At 47.8% G+C, this 24422-nt stretch carries 23 protein-coding genes; 22 read left to right on the plus strand and 1 reads right to left on the minus strand.

Annotated elements, in window-relative coordinates:
* The first annotated feature begins 102 nt into the window (after positions 1 to 102).
* The 4 genes from ACI4N7_RS03075 to ACI4N7_RS03090 all read left to right on the plus strand — a co-directional run bounded on the left by ACI4N7_RS03075 (position 103) and on the right by ACI4N7_RS03090 (position 2589).
* Positions 103 to 474: a VOC family protein gene (locus ACI4N7_RS03075; RefSeq protein ID WP_439731906.1), complete on the plus strand. Its 372-nt coding sequence runs from the start codon at positions 103 to 105 to the stop codon at positions 472 to 474.
* The gene (locus tag ACI4N7_RS03080) at positions 474 to 1175 is read left to right on the plus strand and encodes a tRNA threonylcarbamoyladenosine dehydratase (protein ID WP_439731907.1); all 702 of its coding nucleotides are present in this window, start codon (positions 474 to 476) and stop codon (positions 1173 to 1175) included. The genes ACI4N7_RS03075 and ACI4N7_RS03080 overlap by 1 nt, the downstream gene beginning before the upstream one ends.
* Positions 1176 to 1192: 17 nt before the next feature.
* A complete protein-coding gene (locus ACI4N7_RS03085) occupies positions 1193 to 1810 on the plus strand; it encodes a hypothetical protein (protein ID WP_439731908.1) in 618 nt (205 codons plus the stop codon).
* A 128-nt stretch (positions 1811 to 1938) separates the two neighbouring features.
* Entirely contained in the window at positions 1939 to 2589 is a 651-nt protein-coding gene (locus ACI4N7_RS03090) for a hypothetical protein (protein WP_439731909.1), read from the plus strand.
* Between the two features lie 65 nt (positions 2590 to 2654).
* On the opposite strand, the gene rd is transcribed toward ACI4N7_RS03090, so the two are convergent.
* Complete coding sequence (gene rd, locus ACI4N7_RS03095; RefSeq protein WP_297011178.1) at positions 2655 to 2819, minus strand: rubredoxin; 165 nt, start codon at positions 2817 to 2819, stop codon at positions 2655 to 2657.
* A 316-nt stretch (positions 2820 to 3135) separates the two neighbouring features.
* On the opposite strand from rd, the gene ACI4N7_RS03100 reads away from it, so the two are divergent.
* The 18 genes from ACI4N7_RS03100 (at position 3136) to ACI4N7_RS03185 (ending at position 24416) form a co-directional block, all read left to right on the plus strand.
* Complete coding sequence (locus ACI4N7_RS03100) at positions 3136 to 4089, plus strand: L-lactate dehydrogenase (protein ID WP_439731910.1); 954 nt, start codon at positions 3136 to 3138, stop codon at positions 4087 to 4089.
* Positions 4090 to 4552: 463 nt separating this feature from the next.
* Positions 4553 to 7981, plus strand: coding sequence for a pyruvate carboxylase (locus ACI4N7_RS03105; protein ID WP_439731911.1), 3429 nt, complete (start codon positions 4553 to 4555; stop codon positions 7979 to 7981).
* A gap of 246 nt (positions 7982 to 8227) precedes the next feature.
* Entirely contained in the window at positions 8228 to 9487 is a 1260-nt protein-coding gene (gene sstT, locus ACI4N7_RS03110; RefSeq protein WP_439731912.1) for a serine/threonine transporter SstT, read from the plus strand.
* Between the two features lie 626 nt (positions 9488 to 10113).
* The gene (locus tag ACI4N7_RS03115; protein WP_439731913.1) at positions 10114 to 10938 is read left to right on the plus strand and encodes an LpxI family protein; all 825 of its coding nucleotides are present in this window, start codon (positions 10114 to 10116) and stop codon (positions 10936 to 10938) included.
* The gene (gene lpxB, locus ACI4N7_RS03120; protein ID WP_439731914.1) at positions 10935 to 12074 is read left to right on the plus strand and encodes a lipid-A-disaccharide synthase; all 1140 of its coding nucleotides are present in this window, start codon (positions 10935 to 10937) and stop codon (positions 12072 to 12074) included. The genes ACI4N7_RS03115 and lpxB overlap by 4 nt, the downstream gene beginning before the upstream one ends.
* The gene (msbA, locus tag ACI4N7_RS03125; RefSeq protein ID WP_439731915.1) at positions 12064 to 13848 is read left to right on the plus strand and encodes a lipid A export permease/ATP-binding protein MsbA; all 1785 of its coding nucleotides are present in this window, start codon (positions 12064 to 12066) and stop codon (positions 13846 to 13848) included. The genes lpxB and msbA overlap by 11 nt, the downstream gene beginning before the upstream one ends.
* 153 nt (positions 13849 to 14001) lie before the next feature.
* The gene (locus tag ACI4N7_RS03130; protein ID WP_439731916.1) at positions 14002 to 15330 is read left to right on the plus strand and encodes a 3-deoxy-D-manno-octulosonic acid transferase; all 1329 of its coding nucleotides are present in this window, start codon (positions 14002 to 14004) and stop codon (positions 15328 to 15330) included.
* Positions 15320 to 16429, plus strand: coding sequence for a tetraacyldisaccharide 4'-kinase (lpxK, locus tag ACI4N7_RS03135; RefSeq protein ID WP_439731917.1), 1110 nt, complete (start codon positions 15320 to 15322; stop codon positions 16427 to 16429). Before ACI4N7_RS03130 ends, lpxK begins: the two co-directional genes overlap by 11 nt.
* Complete coding sequence (gene kdsB / locus ACI4N7_RS03140) at positions 16426 to 17157, plus strand: 3-deoxy-manno-octulosonate cytidylyltransferase (RefSeq protein WP_439731918.1); 732 nt, start codon at positions 16426 to 16428, stop codon at positions 17155 to 17157. Before lpxK ends, kdsB begins: the two co-directional genes overlap by 4 nt.
* Positions 17154 to 17993, plus strand: a complete 840-nt coding sequence (kdsA, locus tag ACI4N7_RS03145) for a 3-deoxy-8-phosphooctulonate synthase (protein WP_439731919.1) — start codon at positions 17154 to 17156, stop codon at positions 17991 to 17993. The genes kdsB and kdsA overlap by 4 nt, the downstream gene beginning before the upstream one ends.
* 290 nt (positions 17994 to 18283) lie before the next feature.
* Positions 18284 to 19255, plus strand: coding sequence for a KpsF/GutQ family sugar-phosphate isomerase (locus ACI4N7_RS03150; protein WP_439731920.1), 972 nt, complete (start codon positions 18284 to 18286; stop codon positions 19253 to 19255).
* Complete coding sequence (locus ACI4N7_RS03155; RefSeq protein ID WP_439731921.1) at positions 19255 to 19785, plus strand: KdsC family phosphatase; 531 nt, start codon at positions 19255 to 19257, stop codon at positions 19783 to 19785. The genes ACI4N7_RS03150 and ACI4N7_RS03155 overlap by 1 nt, the downstream gene beginning before the upstream one ends.
* 85 nt (positions 19786 to 19870) lie before the next feature.
* Positions 19871 to 20857, plus strand: coding sequence for a lysophospholipid acyltransferase family protein (locus tag ACI4N7_RS03160; RefSeq protein WP_439731922.1), 987 nt, complete (start codon positions 19871 to 19873; stop codon positions 20855 to 20857).
* Positions 20854 to 21399, plus strand: coding sequence for an LPS export ABC transporter periplasmic protein LptC (gene lptC / locus ACI4N7_RS03165; protein WP_439731923.1), 546 nt, complete (start codon positions 20854 to 20856; stop codon positions 21397 to 21399). Before ACI4N7_RS03160 ends, lptC begins: the two co-directional genes overlap by 4 nt.
* Entirely contained in the window at positions 21396 to 22247 is an 852-nt protein-coding gene (locus tag ACI4N7_RS03170; RefSeq protein ID WP_439731924.1) for an LptA/OstA family protein, read from the plus strand. The genes lptC and ACI4N7_RS03170 overlap by 4 nt, the downstream gene beginning before the upstream one ends.
* Positions 22244 to 22966 carry an LPS export ABC transporter ATP-binding protein gene (gene lptB, locus ACI4N7_RS03175; RefSeq protein WP_439731925.1) on the plus strand — a complete coding sequence of 241 codons (723 nt, stop codon included), beginning with the start codon at positions 22244 to 22246 and terminating at the stop codon, positions 22964 to 22966. Before ACI4N7_RS03170 ends, lptB begins: the two co-directional genes overlap by 4 nt.
* A 31-nt stretch (positions 22967 to 22997) precedes the next feature.
* Positions 22998 to 24083: an LptF/LptG family permease gene (locus tag ACI4N7_RS03180; protein WP_439731926.1), complete on the plus strand. Its 1086-nt coding sequence runs from the start codon at positions 22998 to 23000 to the stop codon at positions 24081 to 24083.
* A gap of 78 nt (positions 24084 to 24161) precedes the next feature.
* Positions 24162 to 24416, plus strand: a complete 255-nt coding sequence (locus ACI4N7_RS03185) for a hypothetical protein (protein ID WP_439731927.1) — start codon at positions 24162 to 24164, stop codon at positions 24414 to 24416.
* Positions 24417 to 24422: the final 6 nt, after the last annotated feature.

The raw sequence follows: 24422 nt of genomic DNA on the forward strand, positions 1-24422 counted from the left end.
CGTTTTCTTTTTTACATTTAAAAACGTTATTATTTATTATTTAACCAAGATAGGCTATAATGTTATGTATTGAAGATTCTATATTTGATGAGGAGAGAAATTATGAAATTTGCGTTTAATCACAACAATTTCAACGTACTTGATTTAAAGAAAAGTATCGCTTTTTATGAAGAAGCTCTGGGACTCAAGGTAACAGGTGAGTACAAAGCTCCGGACGGCTCCTTTATTCTGGCTTATCTGGGAGATGGCTCCACGAAGCACCGCCTGGAACTGACCTGGCTGCGGGATCGGAAAGAACCGTACAATCTGGGAGACAATGAATTCCATCTGGCCTTTGACGTGGATGACATGGAAAAGGCTCATGATAAACATAAAAAGATGGGATGCATCTGCTTTGAGAATCCGGCTATGGGGATTTATTTCATTAATGACCCTGACGGATATTGGATTGAGATAATTCCGGAGGGAATGTAATGGATCCGATTTTTGTACGTACTGCCCGCATTATTGGTGAAAAGGGCGTGGATTTTCTGTCCACAAAGACAGTCGCAGTCTTTGGAATCGGCGGTGTGGGGTCTTATGCAGCGGAAGCCCTGGTTCGGGCCGGTGTAGGTCATCTGATTTTCATTGATAAGGACGCAGTGGAAGATTCCAACCTGAACCGTCAGCTGGTGGCGGACCGTACTACCATAGGGAAGAATAAGGCAGATGTAATGGTAGAACGGGCACATCGGGTCAATCCATCCTGCGACGCCAGGGCAATGGCAGTGTATTACAGACCGGGAGATGAAGAGTTCATCAGGAACCTTCATGCCGACTATATTATTGATGCGATTGACGATGTACCGGCCAAGGTATCCATTGCAGAAATCTGCTATAAGCTCAAGATACCGGAAATTTCTTCCATGGGTACAGGCAACCGCCTGCGGCCGGAAATGCTGCAGATTGCGGATATCAATAAAACTTCTGTATGTCATCTGGCCAGGAAGATGCGTCGGGAATTGAAAGACCGCAGGGTACGCCATCTTACTGTAGTATATTCCAAGGAACTGCCCCATAAGCCTATAGGAGAAGGCCATGCACCGGGATCCACATCCTTTGTTCCACCGGTATCCGGCATGATGATGGCGGGCTATGTGATTCGCAGTCTTCTGAAAGAAATTAATATTACCTGAGGGAAGGAACATACAATATGGTAGAAATCCGTCATCCGGACTGGATTACGATTGAGGATAATGGAAGAAAGGTGCTTGGATACAACCAGGAATGGTATCCGGAAAAAAGGCAGAAACTGGCAGGCTGCGGTCCTACGGCAGGGAGCATGATGGCTGCCTACATAGAACGGAGGCAGTGGGGAAAAAAGGTAGAAACCCGCGGGGACGCTCTTTCCATCATGCTGGATATATGGAAATATGCTACGCCTCGTATGCACGGTCTGTATAAGACCCGCTGGCTGAAGGATGGGCTGGAGGCCTATATGAAAGAAAACGGGCTGAAAGGAAAAGTGGAGGCTCTCCCTATACCTTCCATTCGCCTTCTGGCGCCAAAACTTCCTAAAGTGGCCGCTTTCATTCGGGAAGGTCTGGAAGCAGACTGCCCTGTCGGATTTCTCAATCTTCACAGCGGAGGCGAACCGATCCCTTATCACTGGCACTGGATGCCGCTGGTAAAGATGGAAGAACGGGATGACGGCATCTACTGCACACTCTGGGATGAAGGAACGCCCCATGTGTTTAATCTGGGAAACTGGCTCCGTAAAACAAAATTTGGCGGCGGATTCGTAAGAATTACGGACTCCGGAGCTGATTAACAAAAAAGGGCAGCGCAGAAACGCTGCCTTTTTTTACTGCCTCCGACGGTCTATGCATCCGTCTTTACCCTGTTTCGTAGTATAATATAGATAAAGATAAACATGTCATTGACGGGACGGTGGGATATATGAATCAAAAGTGGATATCGATTATAGCGGCAGCAGCTTTCGCATTTTCTCTCGGCACCACGGCTGAGGCTTCCAGTGGAGCAGGCATTCTGGGACGCATCCTGTCAAGCGGTATTTCTCATTCCAGAAAAGCGGAAGTAAGAAAGGCCACAGTACCTGTATCGACGACAAGTAAAAAGAACCGCTATAAGAATGCCATGGGCGCCCTGCAGAATCTGCAGTGGGTAGGCGTAGCAAAGAGCTCGGGCGGTAACATTTATTTTGATCAGGATACGATGAAAGATACCATCCGCACAGGAGAACGCCATGTGACAGCTACTATGAAAAATGAATTTACCACTGCCGGGGCCAAGGCTGTAGCAGAAAGCAGTCATGGACTGGTGGATGAGGATGACGTATCCTATTCCCTGTTTCTCGTAGACTATGGGGAAAAGGAATGCTTTATAGCAAGCCCTGTGGTATATTACGATAAAAAAGGAAAGATACTGGCAGAGCGGAAGGCGGCCGAAGCATTTGCAGATGTTACCGGCATGAACTATGGAAAACCCTATGGCATAAACAGCATGGAACTTAAAATCAAGAAACAGGTCTTTACCTATGCGGATCGGGTAAAGGAAGAGGAAAAGGAAAAACAGGCAGAAAACCAATAATAAATCATTAACAAAGGCCCGGCATCTTTTCGATGCCGGGCCTTTGTTGCTGCAAGCGTCAGATTTCAGCCTTCATATTCTTCAAATTCATCTTTTCCTGCGCCGCACATAGGGCAGATATAATCGGCAGGAAGATCTTCAAACTTGGTGCCCGGCTCAATGCCGTTATCCGGATCACCTAAAGCTTCATCATAAATCCATCCGCAGATTTTGCAAACATACTTCTTCATTATGTCCTCCGTTCTCCTGCACTTCCTGGCAGGACGCACAATGGCAGAGCCATAAACCTATATTCATTATACCATAGCCCTGACAGCAGATGATAGATGAAAGAAGGCTGGAGTGGTTATGAAGCAGTTCATGCCTGCAGAATCAAGAGCAGAGAATAGCGGTGGATCAGCCTGCGTTTTCTTTACAGGCTCCCGGACGCCGTTATGATTTGAAGTAGCGCCCCATCGTCCCTCTTGACTTTCTCATAGGAGCCATGATATATTCTCTCTAATACTATCTATCTTTTAGATAGAGTTTTTTGAAGGAGGCTTTCATATGGCTGAAAAAAGGATTGTCGGTGTGGCAGGGCTTGGACATGTAGGAGCCCATGTGGCGTTTTGCCTGGGAATGATGGGGATTGCTGATGAAATCCTTCTTTGCGATGTGAAAGAGCAGAAGGCAGTCAGTGAGTGCCAGGATCTGAATGATGCGGTCATGTATATGCCTAATCATACGGTATATAAAGTAACGGACTATGCCGGGTTGAAAGACTGCGACGTGATTGTGAATGCAGTGGGCGATGTCAGTCTCTGTGCAACGGGAAACCGTGATGATGAACTGGGAAACAGTGTGCGTCAGGTGGCAGATTATATACCTAAGGTCATGGCAGCCGGATTTGATGGGATTTTTGTAACCATTACCAATCCCTGTGATGTGATTGCCCATCTGATAGCCAGGCTTTCCGGACTGCCCAGGGGACGGGTGGTAGGAACGGGTACTCTTCTTGACTCGTCGCGGCTTATCCATGCTGTGTCTGAACAGACCGGTCTGGATGCCAGAGGATTTTTTGCCTTTATGATGGGGGAACACGGCAGTGCTCAGATGGTGCCATGGTCCCAGATGAATTTCTATGGACAGACCCTGAATCAGATGGAAAAGGATCCTCGGTTTGTATTTGATAAGGACAAAGTAGAGGAAAAGGCTATCAAAGGAGGCTGGGTGACCTATCAGGGCAAACAATGTACGGAATATGGCATTGCTTCGGCAGCAGCGACGCTGGTCAGGACGATTTTCCATGATGAAAAGCGGATTCTTCCCTGTTCTGTGGAACTGGACGGAGAATATGGCGAACATGATGTGTTTTGCGGCGTTCCGGCAGTTATCGGTATCAATGGTGTGGAAGAAGTGATGGAATACCGGCTGACAGATAGTGAGATGAAACGGTTCAGGGAATGTGTGCAGACAATTCACAGAAATATTGAAAGAGGCAAGCAGTTCCTGCCTCGGTAATCGTAAGGATGTTCTTCAGTAAGGAAGGACATCCTTTTTTTATGAAAAGAAGAAATGATTACAGCAGCATAGAAACCACAGGAGAGAGCTATTGGTAATTTAATTTATTGAAAACTGTCGGAATAGAAAAAATATATAGAAAATTTTATATAATAAATTTGAAAATAAAATTTTTACGTCATAATATTATATATTATAACTTATTAAAATTTAGAATAATAGATAAAAGTACCGATAAAACCATCAATTCATATTTATCTTAAATCTATAGACTTATTTGTTTCATGGATTGATAAGAAGATTGATACTAATTTATAGAGGGCTATTGATTTTAGAAAATCCACTTAGTACAATGTTACATATAACAAAAAAGGAAATCCTGTTTATGATTGAAGAAACGGGATATGCCTTGGATAACAGTTCCGGTTTTTACCTGGAAACCAATTTTTAAGGAGAGGATTGTATGAGACACATTCGCAAGGTCCTTGTCGCCAACAGGGGTGAAATCGCTATCCGCGTTTTCCGTGCCTGCAGTGAACTGGGCATCCGTACCGTAGCTATTTATTCTAAGGAAGATATTTTGTCCCTGCACCGCAACCGGGCAGATGAAGCCTATCTGGTAGGGGAAGGAGACAAACCGATTGATGCGTATCTGGATATTGAAGATATTATCCGTATCTGCAAAGAGCATGATGTGGATGCTATCCATCCAGGCTACGGCTTTTTAGCTGAAAATGCCAAACTGGCTAAACGGTGCGAAGAAGAAGGCATTATTTTCATCGGGCCGAGGGTAGAGCATCTGATGATGTTCGGCGATAAGGTCAACTCCCGTATCCAGGCGGAAAAAGCCGGTATTCCTATGATTCCCGGTTCCAAAGGAGCTGTAAAGAGCTTTGAAGAAGTTAAGGAATTCGCTGAAAAGAACGGTTTCCCCATCATGATCAAAGCTGTCAACGGCGGCGGCGGACGAGGCATCCGCAATGTCGACCGTATGGAAGACCTGGAAGAAGCCTATAACCGGGCTAAGTCGGAAGCCAAGATGGCTTTTGGCGATGAAGATGTTTATGTAGAAAAATGCATCATGAACCCGAAGCACATTGAAGTGCAGATTATTGGTGATGAACAGGGAAATGTCATCCATCTCTTCGAAAGAGACTGCTCTATCCAGCGTCGTCACCAGAAGGTTATAGAAATGGCTCCGGCCTGGTCTCTGCCAGTGGAACTGCGTCAGAATATCTGCAATGCGGCAGTCAAACTGATGAAGCATGTCCATTACCTGAATGCAGGTACGGTAGAATTTCTGGTGGATCAGGATGAAAAGCATTTCTATTTCATTGAAGTCAATCCCCGCGTACAGGTAGAACATACTGTTACGGAAATGATTACCGATGTGGATATTGTAAAAACCCAGATTCTCATTGCGGAAGGATATTCTGTAGACAGTCCGGAAATTGCTATCGGCCAGCAGAAGGATATCTGGTACAAGGGTGTAGCCATCCAGTGCCGTATTACAACGGAAGATCCGCAGAATAATTTTATGCCTGATACGGGCAAGATTATCGCCTATCGCTCCGGCGGCGGCCCGGGCATCCGTCTGGATGCAGGTACTGCTTATGCCGGCGCTGTTATTACGCCCTATTATGATTCTCTCCTTGTAAAGGTAACGGCCCATGCGCTGCATCCGAAAGATACCATCCACAAAATGCTCCGCTGCCTGGATGAATTCCGGATTTCCGGAGTGAAGACCAATATTTATTTCCTGCAGAATATGCTCCGTACACGGGATTTTCAGGAAGGAAAATGCGATGTCAACTATATTGACAGAAATCCCTGGCTCCTGCAGGAACCGGATCTGATTTCCGACCGGGGCACCAAACTTCTTTCCTACATCGGGGATGTGACGGTAAACGGCTATGCCGGTGCCGGCCATCAGGAAAAACCTGATTTTGCTCCTCTTCCCGTGCTGGACGCTTCCAAAGAGGAAGCTCCCCGCGGAACAAGACAGCTTCTGGATGAACTGGGACCGGATAAGTTTGCTCAGTGGGTACTGGACCAGAAGGAAGTCATGTTCATGGATACCACCTACCGTGATGCCCATCAGTCTCTGCTGGCTACCCGTGTAAGAACCCATGATATCATGAAGGCCATTCATTATACGGCTGTCCATGTACCGCAGCTCTTTTCCTTTGAAAACTGGGGCGGCGCCACATTTGATGTAGCTTACCGCTTCCTGGATGAAAGTCCCTGGGACAGACTTCGTCAGATGCGCAAGGCTGCGCCCAATATCCTTTTCCAGATGCTGACCCGCGGCGCCAACACGGTAGGATATACGAACTATCCGGAAAATGTGGTCCGTCACTTCATTGACCAGGCGGCAGATAACGGCATTGATGTATTCCGTATCTTTGACTGCCTGAACCAGCTGAATCACATGACCGTTTCTATTGATGAGGTCCGTAAGAAAAACAAGATTGCTGAAGCCTGCTTCTGCTATACCGGCGATATTATGGATCCAAAGAGACAGAAATATTCTCTGAAATATTACACGGACCTGGCTAAGGAAATGAAGAAGGCCGGTGCCAATATCATCGCTATCAAGGATATGGCAGGGCTTCTGAAACCGGAAGCTGCCTATGCGCTGATTTCTGCTCTGAAGGATGCAGTGGATCTGCCGATTCACCTGCACAGCCATGAAGGCGGCGGCTGCACACTTTATTCTTATGCTAAAGCAGTCGATGCAGGTGTAGATATTCTGGATGTGGCAACCGGTGCTCTTTCCAATGGCACCAGCCAGCCATCCATGACTGCCATGTACTATGCGCTTCAGAATCATCCGCGTCAGCCGAAACTGGATATCGATGCGCTGGAAACCATTGACCGCTACTGGCAGGGTGTCCGCCCATACTATGCCGGTGTGGATTCCCGCATGGCGAGCCCGAATACTACGCTCTTCCAGCATGAAATGCCCGGCGGACAATATTCCAACCTTCGCCAGCAGGCTACTGCGGTAGGCCTTGGGGAACAGTGGCCGGAAGTGTGCCGCATGTATGCCAAAGTCAATATGATGTTCGGCGATATTATCAAAGTAACACCTTCTTCCAAAGTAGTAGGGGATATGACCCTCTTCATGGTACAGAACCATCTGACGGAAGAAGATATCTATGAAAAAGGAGATTCTCTGGACTTCCCGCAGTCCGTTGTGGACTTCTTTGACGGTAAACTGGGCACGCCCTACGGTGGATTCCCGGAAAAACTGCAGAAAATTATTCTTCGCGGGCAGAAGCCTCATCTTGAAAGTCATCCGGCCGATGTAGATTTCGAGAAGATAAAGATGGAAATGAAGGAGAAACATATTCCTACCAGAGAAGAAGATGTTTCCTCCTACTGCATTTATCCGAAGGTGTTCAGCGACTATATGGAACGGTATCACCAGTACGGCGATCTTTCCATTCTGGATACGCCTACCTACTTCTTCGGCATGAAGCCCGGTGAAGAAATCCGGATCAACATTGATGAGGGCAAAATGCTTCTTGTTAAGCTGGATAACATTACCAAACCTGACGGAGAAGGCAACAGAGAAATTCAGTTTGAACTGAACGGCATGCCGCGGGAAATCAAGATCCATGATAAGCATGTGGCAGAAACGGCAGTAACTGCCAGAAAAGCAGATAAGGATATAGCCGGTGAAGTAGGAGCTACTCTTTCCGGTTCTGTGGTGAAGCTGCTGGTGGATAAGGGCGCCTCTGTAAAGAAGGGAGATCCTATCATCGTGACGGAAGCCATGAAGATGGAAACGACCATCACGGCACCGGTGGATGGAATTGTTTCTGAAATCCACGTGAAGGCAGGACAGCGTATTGAATCCGGTGATCTTCTGATGGTGATTGAATAAGGATTCCATGAAAAGCCCTGCTCCTTTGAAGGAAGCAGGGCTTTCTCTGTTCCGGGGGATTGAAGTCCTTCTGCGGAGATATCATCTATCTGTAGCATGGAGCTGTATTTCTGCTGTATGGATTATGCATACTTTGTTCCCCTGTACTTGCAACAACAGGGGAGGGCAGGGTATACTAAATAGAATATATGGGGATGGAATAGGATTAAATGGGAATTTTATTTCATTGGAGGAGGAGTTTCAATCGTGTTTAACAAGATTAAGAGCATCCTTAGCCGGGTGTCCCTCATTAAGCAGATTGCCGTGGGACTTGTCATTGGTATCTGCATCGCCGTGTTTTTCCCGCCGGCCATTCCGGTGGTCAAGATTTTCGGGGATTTGTTTGTTAAAGCCTTAAAGGGTGTAGCACCGATCCTTGTATTCTTCCTGGTCATGAATGCCATGGCCCAGAGAAAAGAAGGCGCCGGCGGCAGCATGAAGCCGATTATTGAACTGTATGTCATCGGCACATTCCTTGCTTCCGTAGTGGGCGTTACCATGTCTTTCCTGTTCCCGACCTTCCTGTCTCTTCAGGTAGCGCCGGATACCAAACTGGCTCCGCCAAGCGGTATTGTGCAGGTTCTGCACAACCTGATCCTCAGCATCGTGGATAACCCGGTGTCCGCATTGATGAATGCCAATTATATCGGTATCCTTGGCTGGGCTATCATTTTGGGGATTGCCCTGAAAACCTGTGCCGGTGATACCACGAAGAACTGCCTTAATGATATTGCAGCCGGTATTACCAAAGTGGTAACCTGGGTCATTCATTTTGCTCCTCTCGGCATTATGGGTCTGGTAGCTGATTCCGTAGGTACCGCAGGTCTGGGAGCCCTTCTCGGCTATGTACAGCTGCTCGGCGTCCTTATCGGATCCTACTTCCTGGTGGCCCTTGTCATGAACCCGCTGATTGTATTTGCCAAGGTTCGCAAGAATCCTTATCCGCTGGTATGGACAACCATTCGTGAAAGCGGTGTATATGCATTCTTCACCAGAAGCTCTGCAGCCAATATTCCGGTTAACCTTTCTCTCTGCAAGAGACTGGGGCTTGATCCGGATACCTTCACTATTTCCATTCCTCTGGGCGCGACTATTAACATGGCCGGCGCATCCATTACCATTTCCGTACTGGCTCTGGCAGCTGCTCATACCCTGGGTATCCAGGTAGATATGGCTACGGCTCTTCTGCTCTGCATTGTGTCTACTGTCGGCGCCTGCGGTGCTTCCGGCGTAGCCGGCGGCTCCCTGCTCCTCATTCCGGTAGCCTGCGCTTCCTTTGGTATCGGCAATGATATCTCCATGCAGGTGGTAGGTGTAGGCTTCATCATCTCCGTACTGGAAGATGCCTGCGAAACCGCACTGAACAGCTCCAGTGATGTGCTCTTTACTGCTACTGCTGAATTTGCAGAACGCAGAAAGAAGGGAACGCTGAAAGCTTCAGACATGATTCCCAAGGATGAACATTAATCAAGCATGTAAAAAGACTGTATTCCCGAAAGGGGATACGGTCTTTTTATATGGAAAATAAAAAAGCGGCATTCTGCAGTCGAAGGATGCCATATAAATAGGAGGGAAACTGCTTATGGACGGCATTTCTGTTATTGCCTGATTTGCAGGAAATTATAGAGAAAAAACTTTGTCCGGCATCGATCACCGGAATCTATCATAAGCGTTTTTCATTTTCTGTCGTTTCTTCCTCGGATTTTTATTTTCAACGGGGCCTTTTTATCCCCCCATCTGTACGGTCAGTAGAAAGCGCCTCTTCTTCTTTGGCAGGAATCGGCTTGCTATTCAAAGACAAATATCATAAAATAGACAGGATTCTATATCATTTAGAATATTTCCATAACACTAAGGTACGCCGCTTCATTGGAAGAGTCCGGATGCAAAGGTGTGTATTTCCTGCTTTCATCGATTCTCTCCGCAGGGCAGCGATTACAGAAACGGATGCACCTTTCCCTGCTGCATAGCAGAAAAAAGAAATCTGCCTACCCGGAAATCAACGATTTTAGGGCTATATTTTTTGCGGCTTCTATAGTGCGCAGTTTCTTGAGAAATGATAAAATAAAAAGAGTTGACGCAGGGAGGTTTTTATGGAAACAATCGGTCTCTTGGCGGGTATCGGCACCCTTCCCGTAGAATTTACAGAAGCCGTGCAGTCCCAGGGTTATCGGGTAGTGTGCATTGCAGTGATTCCCGGAATCGATCCCAGGCTGAAGGATATGGCAGATGCATATTATGAAATCAGTGCATTTAAGCTGAATAAGGTCATTAAAACGCTGGTTCGTGAGCAGGTCAGAGAAGTGACTATGATTGGCAAGGTTACGAAGGAATGGCTGTTTAAGGACCATCCATTTCCTGACCTCAGGGCGATTAAAGTATTAAACCGGCTGAGAAAGATGAATTTCAAGGATGATACGGTTACGCTGGCGATTGTGGATGAACTGGCAAAGGATGGAATTTCTGTCCTTGATCAGACAAAGTATTTAAAACCGCTGATGCCGGGACCGCAGGTATTTACCAGAAAGAAACCTACAGAAGAACAGATGGCGGATGTGGCTTTCGGCTTTAAGGCGGCTAAGGCAATTGGTGCCATGGATCTGGGACAGACAGTGGTAGTGAAGAACCAGGCAGTAATGGCGGTGGAAGCCATTGAAGGAACGGATGCCTGCATCCGCCGGGGCGGCACGCTGGCCAGAGGCGGCGCTGTGGTGGTCAAAACGGCAAAGCCGACCCAGGACACCCGGTTTGATATGCCTGCCATAGGGCTGGAAACCCTTCATTCCATGGAAGACAGCGGCTGTGCCGTGCTGGCTATTGAGGCCTGGCACACTCTTTTTGCAGAAAAGAAAGCGGTGCTGGAGGAAGCCGATAGAAAAGGCATCGTCATTCTTGCTGTAGAACAGGATAATTTATGAAAATAATGATGTCTGCCGGAGAAGCATCCGGTGATATGCATGCTGCTGCCGTGGCAGCGGAATTGAAAAGAATGATGCCGGAGGCGGATATTTTCGGCATGGGCGGGGCCGATATGAGAAAAAGCGGCGTCCGCATTATCTATGATATAGAAAATCTCGGCATTATCGGGGTTGTAGAAGTCATCAGGCACATTCCCTTTTTCTTCCGCCTGCGTTCCCTGCTGAAAGAGGCTATGATTCGGGAAAGGCCGGACGTGCTTGTTTGTGTGGATTATCCGGGTTTCAACATGAAGCTGGCTCATACGGCCAAAGAACTCGGAATTCCGGTTATTTATTACATTGCTCCTACCATCTGGGCCTGGAATAAAGGAAGAGCGAAGAATATTGTGCGGGATGTGGAACAGGTGGCATCCATATTTCCTTTTGAAGCGGAAGCGTATCGCAGGGCCGGGGCTCATGTTACTTTTGTAGGACATCCTCTGGCAGATACGGTGAAACCCTCCATGTCTTTCAAGGAAGCCATGGATTATTTTCATGGGGATCCATCATCAAAGCGCATCCTTCTCATGCCGGGCAGCCGGAAAAATGAGGTGGAAGGCCTTCTGCCCATTATGCTGGAAGCGGCTGAAAAGCTGGCGCAAAAGGAATCCTGTCAGTTTTTCATTCCCCGGGCATCAACCATTCCTAAGGAAATGCTTACATCAATAATCGGTAAAAGATCTCTTTCCATTGAAATTACGGAAGGTCATCAGTATGATCTTATGCAGATATGTACGGCCTGCATTGCCTCATCGGGCACGGCAACGCTGGAAACGGCGCTGATGGAACTGCCTACGGTACTGGTCTATAAGCTGGCTCCGGTTACCTGGCTTTTAGCCAATCTTCTTGTCCATGTCAAATATGCAGGACTTCCCAACCTTCTTTTAAACAGGGAAGTGACACCGGAACTGCTGCAGGACAAGGCCGATGCGGCCCATATTGTTTCCATCCTGCTCCCCTGGCTGCAGGATGAAGCAGCAAGAGAAAATAATATCCGGGAAATCAGGGAAGTGCGAAAAGCGCTGGGATCCGGCGGAGCTGTCCGCCGTGTGGCCGAGCTTATTATAAAAACTGCAGGAGCTGTTCATGGCAAATAAACGAAGCAAATTAAACAGTTATAAGAGACTTCTTACATTTCTGAAGCCTTATATCAAACTGCTGATTATTTCTATCATCTGTATGGTAGCGGTATCAGCATCCAATCTGTATGTTCCCTGGATTATCAAGGATGTCATTGATAAAGTGCTGGAAGACAAGGATCTTACCATGCTTTATCTGATTATCCTGTCCATTATTGTTGTGTTTTTCATCCGTGGCTCTACTACCTTTGCCCATCGCTATCTTATGGGATATATCGGGCAGTCGGTTATCCGTGATCTTCGCAACCGCCTTTATGAGCATCTGCAGAACCTGCCGATCTCTTATTTTGACAAAAGGCGCACCGGAGAGATCATGAGCAATCTGACCAATGACATCGGTGCCCTGCAGACGGCCATGACCACGGATTTCATCATGCTGGTGCAGGAAGGAGCTATTTTCATCGGTTCCTTTGCAGCCATGATTTACCTCCAATGGAAACTGACTATCCTTTGTCTTATCATCGTGCCCCTTGTTTCCGTGACGATTAAGTTCTTTGGCAGGAAGCTTCATTCTTCCGGAAGAAATGTACAGGAAAGGCTGGCTGATGTGACAGCCATGCTGCAGGAAACCATTTCAGGTGTCCGTATTATCAGAAGCTTTAACCGCTGCGATTATGAAACAGAACGCTTTAAAAAGGTCAACCAGAATAATTTCAAGGCTACAGTTCGTTCCATTCGTCAGCAGAGCCAGCTCACACCGGTCGTGGAATTTCTGGCAGCTCTGGCTATTACGGTTATTATCTGGTATGGCGGTGTCTCTGTCATTGACGGCATTATGACAGCCGGCGAGCTCATTGCCTTCCTCATTTATGCTATCAATCTGGCCAACCCCATTAAACGTATTGCCGACAGCTATGGTAATATTCAGAAATCCCTGGCAGCAGCAGACAGAGTCTTTGCTATTCTGGATGAGAAGGAAGAAGACCAGAACCATGAGAATGAAAAGCCTCTGGTGGTCAAGGAAGGCCTGGTAGAAGCCAAACATGTGCAGTTTGCCTATGAAGAAGGCCATCCGGTGCTGACGGATCTGAATTTCAAGGCCAATCCGGGAGAAACCATTGCCATTGTAGGTCCTTCGGGAGCAGGAAAATCCACCATAGCCAATCTGCTGCCCCGGTTCTATGAAATTACCGGCGGGGAAATTGATATTGACGGCATGGATATCCGCAAGGCATCTCTGGGGTCTCTCCGTGACCAGATCGGTCTGGTTCCCCAGGATACTCTTCTCTTCAATACATCTATCAGAGATAATGTACTTTATGGACGGCTGGATGCCACAGAGGAAGAGGTGTGGGCTGCAATCCGTTCCGCCAATGCGGAGAAATTTATTCGTGAACTGCCCGATGGCATCGATACCAGGGTAGGGGATCGGGGACTGATTCTTTCCGGCGGTCAGCGCCAGCGTATCGCCATTGCCCGTGCCATTCTCAAAAATCCGAAAATTCTGATTCTTGATGAAGCCACTTCCGCACTGGACACGGAAAGTGAAAAGGTGGTGCAGGATGCTCTGGACAAGCTGATGGTAGGCCGTACATCCTTCGTGATTGCCCATCGTTTGTCTACTATTAAAAATGCGGACCAGATCCTGGTACTGAATGACGGTGTCATTGCTGAACGGGGAACACATGAAGAACTGATGGCTTTAGGCGGACTCTACTATGATCTTTACACTATGAGTGCCAAAGTGACAGAAGCAGAAGAAGCGGTGGAGGATAAAGAAAAAGAGGGGTAAACAGTTGTCTGTTTTCTGCAGGCCGCCGCAGCGGTGTCCTGCGGGAAACAGAGCCAGCAGTGTGAAAAAGAAAGCTCCTCTCGAATATCAAATATCAATTTTTACCTTTTTATTTCTTTTCCGTCTGGTTATTCTGACAAAGGAGATATCCCATTGTACTGGTTTTATAATATTTGCCTGGTGGCCTACTGGATCCTTCAGATTCCGGTGCTTATCTACCGCCTTGTCTTTGAAGAAGGTTTTTATGACAGGCTGAAGCAGAGCGCCGGCATCATGCCCACGCCTACGCTCCTGCAGATCGCAGATCACAACGCCATATGGGTTCATGCGGCTTCCGTAGGCGAAGTGGTAGCAGCCAGTCCGATTGTCAGGGAACTGAAGAAGAAATATCCCGATGAAATGGTAGTCGTTTCCGTTGTTACAGCAACAGGGCACCGCATGGCACAGCGGATTATTCCGGAAGCGGACGGGCATATTTTCTTCCCGTTTGATCTGCCGGTCATTACCGAACGGATTGTTAATATTGTCAATCCTAAAGCCATCATTCTGATTGAAACGGAACTGTGGCCCAATTTTCTGCGTCTGGCCTGGAAAAAGAAGATCCCGGTCATGATGATGAACGGGCGGATCAGCGGACGGTCTATGAAGCGCTACTCCCTTATTAAAAGGTTTACAACGAAAATGCTTCTTCAAATCCGTAAATTCTGCATGCAGTCCCGCATTGACAGGGAAAGGATTATTTCCATGGGCGCGGTGCCTGACAGAGTCGCTATTACAGGCAATACAAAATATGACCAGACCTATGCGGAAGTATCAGAAGAAGAGAAAAGAAAACTGAGAAAAGAATTCCGGTTTGAAGGGAAAGGGCCTATTATTGTGGCTGGCTCCACCCATGGCGGCGAAGAGGAAATCGTAGTCCGCACCTTCGGTAAAATACTGGAAATCTATCCTGATGCAAGACTTCTGCTGGCTGTCCGTGAAATTACCAGAGCCGCTTCTGTGCGGTTCATGATCAAGCATCAGGGATATACAGTGCTCAGACGCTCTAAAATGGGATCAGAGGAAGACGATGGGAAAGATGCCCAGATTGTCATACTGGATACTATCGGGGAACTGGGACGGCTCTACAGTCTGGCAGACGTGGTGTTTGTGGGAGGAAGCTTTGTGAAGGTAGGGGGACATAATATTCTGGAACCGGCAGCCCATGGCAAACCGGTGATTGTAGGTCCCTATATGTTTAATTTTCAGGAAATCTTCGAACTCCTTTCCGAACGGGGCGTCTGCATCATGACTCCTGATGAGAACTCTTTTGAAAAGACCCTGCTGGATCTTCTTAGCCATCCGGAGAAAATGAAAAAAATGGGAGAGGCAGCGCTGGAAGTGGTTCATGAAAACCAGGGAGCCACAGAACGCAATATCCTTGCCTTTGAAGAACTGGTCAGAGAATATGGTATCAAACTGAGGGAAACGAATGAGTCTTGAAACATATGTGACAGGCCTGATGAAAAATTCATCTCCCGGATTCAGGGATCGGCTTGTTCTGCATCTGCTGGAACAATTGGAAAAAGTGTACTTGACCCAGGTGGTTAAGAGACGGAACCGGGAAATGGCTGACGCAAAAGACTGCGGCATACCGGTTATTTCCGTAGGAAATATTACAGCCGGCGGTACCGGGAAGACTCCCTGCATTATAGGAATTGCCAGAATGCTGGAAGACGAAGGCTGTCATCCGGCTGTTATCAGCCGGGGATACCGGAGCGGACTGGAAAAAGAAGGCGGCATGGTATCTGATGGGGAAAAAATTCTTGTCTCTCAGGACATGGCAGGCGACGAGCCTTATATGATGGCTTTAAAACTGCCGCAGGTACCGGTCTTTGTAGGGAAAGACCGTATCAGGTCTGCTGTACAGGCACGGAAACTGGGAGCGGATATTCTTCTGATGGATGATGGATTCCAGTACTGGCCTTTGAAAAGGGAGAGGGACATTGTTCTTTTAGATGCATCCAATCCTTTTGGATATGAACATGCCCTGCCCCGGGGACTGCTCCGGGAACCGCTGGATGCTTTAAAACGGGCCAGCCTGTTTATTCTTACAAAAAGTGATCAGGTGAAACCGGAAACTTTGGATAAACTGAAGAAAAGGCTGGCACACCTGGCAGGGGATGTGCCTGTGATTTCCGCCTGTCACCGTCCGTCCTGCGCTGTCCCGTTTCCTTTGTGGAAAGAACGGATCCACAAAGGGGCGCTTTCCTCAATCCGGGGAAAGAAAGCCTATCTTGTTTCCGGTATAGGAAACCCTGCCGCATTTGCCGGTACAGCCCGGGAGGCCGGATTCTTCCTGACCGGTGAAATGGCCTATGATGATCATCATCATTATACAGATGAGGACATACGTAATGTTTTGTCTGAAGCGGTTAAATACGGCGCAGACATGATTGTGACCACCGAAAAAGATGCGGTAAAAATGATGCATCTTCAGGAAATGGAAAAACCGGTGGTGCCGTTTTATGTATTAGAAATTGAGATGGCCTTTCCTGAAGGCCGGCAGCTGCTTGAACAGCAATGGGAGGATTTAAAATGAAAGTTGCTTGTATTATTCCATCGCGGTATGCCTCCACCCGTCTTCCGGGGAAACCGCTCCGCCTGATTGCAGGTGAAACGCTGGTACACCGTGTATATGAACGGGCCCTTCTGGCCAAGGTGCCGGATACGGTTATTGTGGCGACAGATCACGAAGATATTGAAAAAGAAGTGAAATCTTTTGGCGGCCATGTGGTGATGACCTCTGTATCCCATCCTACGGGAACGGACCGGCTGGCGGAAGTGGCAGAAAAATTTCCACAGTATGATATTATTGTGAATGTACAGGGCGATGAACCGCTTATTGATCCTGAAGTCATAGATGGGCTGGCCAGAGATCTCATGGACCATGAGGAGCTGGACATGGCGACAGTAGCCACTCCGCTTCGTAAAGAGGAATATGAGGATCCATCTGCGGTGAAAGTCGTAGTGAACAGAAAGGGAGAGGCGCTGTATTTCTCCCGCTCCCTCATACCCTATCCAAGACATGACTTTTCCGTGCCTCCGCTGAAACATGTGGGTATTTATGCATATCGCAGGAATTTCCTGCTGGCTTACGCTAAAATGGAACAGACGCCTCTGGAGAAGACTGAGTCTCTGGAACAGCTGCGGGCTCTGGAAATGGGATATAAAATCGGTGTCATACCGGTACAGACCGAGGATATTGGTATTGACACGGAAGCAGATTTGAAAAAGGCAAATGAGTATTTTGAAAGGAATCACTTATGAAAACAATACATGTAGGAAATCTTACTCTAGATGGAGAAAAACTTTTCCTGATTGCCGGTCCCTGTGTAATTGAAGGCTATGACAGGACGCTTATGATCGGCCGGGAAATCAAAAAAATCTGTGAACGTCTTGGCGTACAGTATATTTTCAAGGCCTCCTATGATAAGGCTAATCGTTCCTCCTATCATTCTTTCCGTGGACCGGGACTGGAAAAAGGACTGGAAATTCTGGCAGATATCAAGAAGGAACTGCAGGTTCCTGTGCTTTCCGATGTGCATGATGTAACTCAGCTGGCTCCTGCCTCCCGGGTGCTTGATATGCTTCAGATTCCGGCTTTCCTCTGCCGTCAGACAGACCTCGTATACGGTGCTGCCAAAACAGGCAAACCGGTGAATGTAAAAAAAGGACAGTTCATGGCGCCGGAGGATATGAAGAATGTTATTGAAAAGATGGAAGAAGCCCATAACCCGAACCTGGCAGTGACGGAAAGAGGCGCTTCTTTCGGTTATCATAACCTGGTGGTGGATATGCGTTCTTTCCCCATTATGCGACAGTTCGGATATCCCGTCATTTTTGATGCGACCCACAGTGTGCAGCTCCCCGGCGGCATGGGAAGCTCCACCGGTGGACAGAGAGAGTTTATTCCCTATCTGGCCAGGGCAGCAGCGGCTTCCGGGGTAGATGGATTCTTTATGGAAGTCCATGATAATCCTCCGGAAGGACTTTCTGATTCCACTAATATGCTCTATCTGTCGGCTTTGGAAGATCTGCTGAAAGATCTGATTGCCATTAACGAAGTGGTCAAAAAGGATAAAGAAAAAGGACTGGGAAAATAGGGTACGTTGAACCGGGAAGCCGGGGATGCTTTTCCGGAATACTCTCCTATGGTTTCGCATGGCATAATATAGAGAAAAGTGAAGGTACTTTCTGCAGCGGTTTTATATCTGGTGCCCTTTTAGCATTGGAAAGTACCTGCAGCTGTTTTCTATTTCCTGCTTTTCTGTTCTTCCTTCATTTTCTCCGCTGAACCCACAGCAGGTTGGATATATTTCAAAGAAAAAGTATTGTATAATAATAGAATCATTGAAGTATTTTCGAGTTAGCAATACAGCGTTGTGGAGGCATTATGTCAGTCATTGAAACAGCTTCCAGGGTGCTCCGCGATGAAGCGGAAGCCGTAATTTCCCTGGTGGATAAATTGGATGGGCAGTTTGAAGAAGCTGTTCATCTTATCGAACAGGCGAAGGGACGGGTGGTGCTGACAGGCATGGGTAAATCCGGTCATATTGCCCGGAAGGTAGCGGCCACCATGGCCAGCACCGGGACACCGGCCTTTTTCCTTCACCCTGCAGAGGGCATTCATGGAGATCTGGGCATGGTGACCGCTGATGATGTGGTGGTTGCTTATTCCAACAGCGGTGAAACGGCAGAAGTGCTGAATATCCTTCCATCTCTGAAGCGGATTGGCGCCAAGCTGATAGCCGTAGTAGGAAAGACTCATTCTACGCTGGCAAAGAATGCGGATGTCGTGCTGGATGCAGGAGTGGCAAAGGAAGCGGACAGCCTGGGGCTGGCACCTACCAGTTCTACCACCGCTGCTCTGGCGCTGGGCGATGCACTGGCAGTATGTTTGATGGAAAGACATCATTTTACTGCTGATAATTTTGCAGTATTCCATCCCGGCGGCTCTTTGGGAAAGAAACTGCTTCTTACCGTAGAAATGGTTATGCATAAGGGAAATGAAAATCCATTGATTTCTGAAAAAGCGTCTGTGAAGGATGCCCTTTTCGTCATGACCGACAAGGGCCTTGGCGCCGTTTCGGTGGTGGACAGTACAGGCAGGCTGCAGGGACTGATGACCGACGGCGATGTGCGGCGAGGCCTGGAAAAAGGCGTGGACTTCCTGTCTCTGCCGGTGGAGAAGGTTATGACTGTTCATCCTCATGTGATTCATAAAGAACGGCTGGCGGCGGAAGGACTCCATCTGATGGAGGAACACAGGCCCCATCCGATTACCGTTCTTCCCGTAACCGATGAAGAAGGCAGGGCTATCGGCATGATCCATATTACCGATCTCCTGAAGCAGGGGGTTATGTAATGAAGCAGGCTGAAAATATAAAACTCCTGGCCTTTGATGTGGACGGTACCCTGACACCGGGCTTCCTTGTCATGGGAGCCTCAGGTGAAAACAGCAAGCTCTTTCATGTGAGGGATGGCCTTGGGCTTTCGCTGGCGCACCGTATGGGCTATATCACCGGCTTCATTACAGGCCGCAGAAGCCAAATTGTAGAAGCCAGAGGAAATGAGCTGCAGGTGGATTTTATCCTTATGGGGGTAACGGATAAAGTGAAAGCCATGGAAAGCCTTTTGAAGAAATATGGCCTTTCCTGGGAGCAGGCGGCTTATATGGGGGATGATCTCAATGATCTGCCGCTCCTGGAGAGGGCAGGGTTTTCTGCCTGCCCCAGGGATGGGGTAAAAGAAGCCAGGAAAGCAGCAGACTTTGTTTCCCGCTGCCGGGGAGGAGAAGGAGCGGCCCGGGAATTCATCGAAAAAGTGATAAAGGCCCAGCACCGTTGGAAAGAAGCGGTGGATTCGTATCATAAAGTACAGGAAATCCGCCAGTAGATACCTGTCTCTTTCAGATTTCAGGAAAATTTTATTTTTCTGAAATCCATTCAATAGTTAAAGTTTTCCGGAAAGAAGTGAAGCCATGTTATTCAGTGTACGTTACGGGATATTGAAAGGAATCAGCAGTATGCTCTGCTCCATGTCCTATGATCATATCCTGGCCCTGGGGCGCTTTTTGGGGCCCCTCATCATGAACCGCATAGCAAAACAGAAAAAACGCGGAATCCGGCAGATCATGATCGGACTTGGCGTTTCCCGTCCGGAAGCAGAACAGCTTTTGCAGAAGGTTTATCAGAACATAGGCATGTCTGCCATGGAAATGATGTATATGCCCCGGCTCTGCAGAGAGAAGGACCATATTAATGATTATGTAAAGATCGACCATCCTGAAAATCTGGAAGCAGCCTATGCAGAGGGAAAGGGCATCGTAGGACTTACCGCGCATATGGGAAACTGGGAATGGCTGGGAGCCGGTCTGGCACTCCATGGCTATGATACATCGGCCATCGGTAAAAAACAGTCCGATGATGCGCTGATGAAGATCATTAACAGCTACCGGGCTATGGCAGGGCAGCATATTTACCTTACCGGTACCGGCGGTTATGAAATGATTGCAGCAGCCCGCTCCATGAAAAAGAATCATATTCTGGGTTTTCTGTCGGACAAGGATGGAAACAAGGTAGGCGTGCCGGTACTTTTTATGAACCGCGTGTTTTCCTTTCCCCAGGGGCCGGCCGTATTTGCCAGAAAATTCAAGGCTCCGGTGGTTCCTATCTTCATTGTGAGAAATCCCGGCGGAAAGGGACACACCATATGCGTAGGAAAGCATTTTTACTATGAAGATACGGGAGACAAGAATGGAGACCTGCTTCGAAACTCCCAGAAGATGGCTTCTATTATGGAAGGCTTTATCAAGGAACATCCGGCAGACTGGCTGTGGTTCCAGCATCTGTTCTGGACAAGGCCCGGAAAGATTCGGATGTATAATGAATTGAGCAGTGAAGAAAAGAAAAAATTTGCGTGCGGCATGGATGAAGAATGGAATGAAACCAAAGGAGGAAAGGAATGAAAAAGAACCGGAATCTGATTCTGATTGTGGTGCTGATTCTCCTGGCGGCAGGAGGAATCTATTTCCTCTTCAAGGATGATAACAGGGGCATGAATGCGGCCTCTTCCTCTTCTTCTTCCATGGAGTTCCATAATACGGACATGAAGGAAAGCAAGGACGGCAAGATTGTGTGGCGGTTCAAAGCAGGTCATGTGGCTGTCAGCCAGGATCAGAACCTGGTTACCATGGAGAAGGTAGAAGGCTTTTTCATGAAGGATGATAAAGAACTTCATCTTACCGCTGACAGGGGAAGGATTGACCGTAAGGCAAAAACCGTTTATATTGAAGGCAACGTACAGGGAAATACCAAAGACGGCGAAGAGCTGTATGCGGAAAATCTGACCTATGATGGGAATAAGGAAATCCTTTCCACGGATAAAGCCTTTGTAGTTAAAAAGGATGGTAAGGTATTGACGGCCGACCGTTTTGAAGCGGATCGGATTCTTCAGGAGATTACGGCCAGAGGGCATGCAAAGCTGGCTGAAGAGGAGGGGAAAAAGTGAGATATTTATATACCGCGCTGATTGCACTGGCTGTTTCTACAGGCATGGCAGGAAGTGCCATGGCAGATGATATAACGGCAGATGTGCTGACCTATAATGGAAATACAAAGGTGGTCACTGCTACAGGAAATGTGGTTATTCATGCCAATCAGGGAGCAGAGATCACAGGCGCCAAAGGAGAATACCACTTTGAAGACAGAAGTGCCTTCCTGGAAGGCGGTGTGCACTATGTTAAAGAAGCAACGACCCTTTCATCCGATCGCATGTATCTTTACCAGGACAAAACCGCCCGGGGTATAGGAAGTGTTTACTTCCATGACGGAGCGGAAAACCGCACTCTTAAAGGCGATGATGTCATGTATAACCCGGACACGGGCTTTGGCAAAATTGAAGGAAACGGCTATCTGGAATCTCCGGATGGAACACTGGAAGCGCCTCATATTGAAGGCAATTTGAAGCAGGTCAAAGTGGTTGCCACCGGCGGTGTCAATCTCTCCAGCAGCCTCCATAATGCTGTAGGCTATGGAGATGAGGCTGTTTATACAAGAAGCGGCTCTAACGGTACTGATGGCAAGCTGGTTCTTTCCGGCAATGCCTGGGCAAACCAGAATGGCAATTCCTTTACCGGCCCGGAACTGGTGCTCCGGGATGCGGATAAAGTGGTGGAAACCACAGGAAGAAGCACCATAGTCATTACCAATACAGGAAGCACAGCTGACAGCTCTGCAGAAGGCGGATCTTCTTCCGGAAGCAGCAGTGCTCCCCAGGGCCCTGTAACAGCAGCCACCCCTATAGCAGGACGGCCTGAAGAAGCGGGTGCTCCCTTAGAAACAAGGAATGTCAAATGAAGATAGAAACACATAACCTGATTAAACGATACGGTGAAAGAACAGTCGTAGATCATGTAAACGTGGAAGTGGAACAGGGAACCATTGTTGGCCTCCTGGGGCCGAACGGTGCAGGGAAAACGACCACCTTTTACATGATTGTAGGTATTATACAGCCGGATGAAGGGGACGTGACCGTAGATGGCACTTCTCTGGTGGGAATGCCTATCTACAAGCGCCACCAGTTCGGCATCGGATATCTGCCCCAGGAAGCCTCTGTGTTTCGCAAAATGACAGTGTGGGAAAATCTCATGGCTCTTCTGGAAACCAGAAAGGAACTGTCTCCTGCGGAACGGAAAGAAAAAGCAGAAGCTCTGCTGGATGAATTTCATATCGGCCACGTAAGGGATACCCAGGGGAATGCCCTCTCCGGCGGCGAGCGGCGCCGCGTGGAAATTGCCCGTTCTCTCACCATGGATCCGGCCTTTATCCTTCTGGATGAACCTTTTGCCGGCGTCGATCCTCTGGCGGTGGAGGATATCCAGAGCGTGGTTATGCATCTCAAGACGCGGGGAATCGGGATCCTGATTACAGACCATAATGTAAGGGAAACACTGCGTATTGTAGATAATGCCTATATTCTTTCCGAAGGGAAAATCCTTCTCAAGGGAAAGGCCAATGAAATAGCCGTCAATCCTGTGGCAAAGAAATTCTACCTGGGGGAAAATTTCAGCTTATGACAGATTTAAAATTAAAGGAAGGAATCTGCTGATGAGACTTCTTGATAAATATACACTGAAAGAGTTTCTGGGCCCTTTCCTCTTTGGCGTAGCCGCTTTCACTGCGATTTTCCTGGGGGCGGACACCCTTCTTAAAATAGCCAGCTATGTGACGAAGTATGGAGCCTCTCCTGTATCGGCTCTTAAAATCTTTGTTCTTGCCCTGCCCCGTATCATTGTATACACATTTCCCATGGCAGTGCTCCTTGGAGCATTGATGTGCTTCTCCCGGCTTTCCGGTTCCAGTGAACTTATCGTCATGCGTTCCTCCGGGCAGAGTTTTCTGCGGCTGGCAACGCCGGTATTCATACTTTCTCTGCTTATCAGCCTCTGTGCTGTGGCTTTCAATGAATATGTGGTTCCCTGGACGAACCGGGAGTATGAGTATGTCCTGAATACGGAAATAAAGAAGAACTTTAATCCCGGTGTTACCGATCATGTGGTGGTACGAGACGTACAGAACGGAAAAATTGTGCATCTGCTCTATGCCAGAAGATATAATCCGCAAACAAAGGAACTGGAAAATATAACGGTGCAGGAATTCCAGAATGAAGAAGTGACCCGTGTGGAAAATGCACCGAAGGCGATCTGGCAGAACGGAGTATGGATTATGACGGACGGTGTCATTTATGACCTCACCGGCGACGGTGTGGACCGGATGATGCACTTTGACCGCCAGGAAATCCCTTATGCCCAGTCCCCGGAAGATATTCCGAAGGAAAAGAAAAATTATGATGAGATGACCATCAGGGAACTGCTGCTGACCAAAAGGGCCTATGCAGCTGCTCATGCTGATGTTACGCCTATTATGATGGAAGTACACCGCCGGTTCTCCCTCCCCATGGCAAGTTTCGTATTTGCTATTGTAGGGGCGCCGCTGGGGGTACAGAAGCAGAGGTCTTCCTCCTCCATAGGCTTTGGCCTTTCCGTAGTTATCATTTTCCTCTATTATGCGATTATGACTTTCCTGGAAGCTTTGGGAAAGGGACATGTAATGCCCGCTACTTTGGCTGTATGGCTGCCTAATCTCATAGCACTGGTGACAGGCTGCTGGCTCATCCACCGGGTAGATAAATAATGCGTTGAAGAAGGAGCTGTGAATCATACGCCTTTACACAGCTCCTTTTTGCATGTCAAAAAATATTTCTGAAGTTTAATGCAGATTTTGGTGCAGTATCAGGCGGCAGTTTCCGAAGTGAAGGGCGTGGCTGTTCTCACCCTGTTTGGAAGTCATGCGATGCTGCCTGTCCGGGTGGCTTTCAGAAATGCAGAGGTTTACTGTCGGCAGCTTTTGGGAAACAAAAACCGAAATTTTATTAACTGCCGTAAAAATCGAGAAGACCTTGTTACCGGATTTTATCTCGGAGATCAATGTGAATTTCATTTCATGATTTGGTCAGCATTATCCTGAAGCACT

The sequence above is a fragment of the Dialister sp. genome (genome assembly GCF_051885895.1).
Lineage (GTDB): Bacteria > Bacillota > Negativicutes > Veillonellales > Dialisteraceae > Dialister.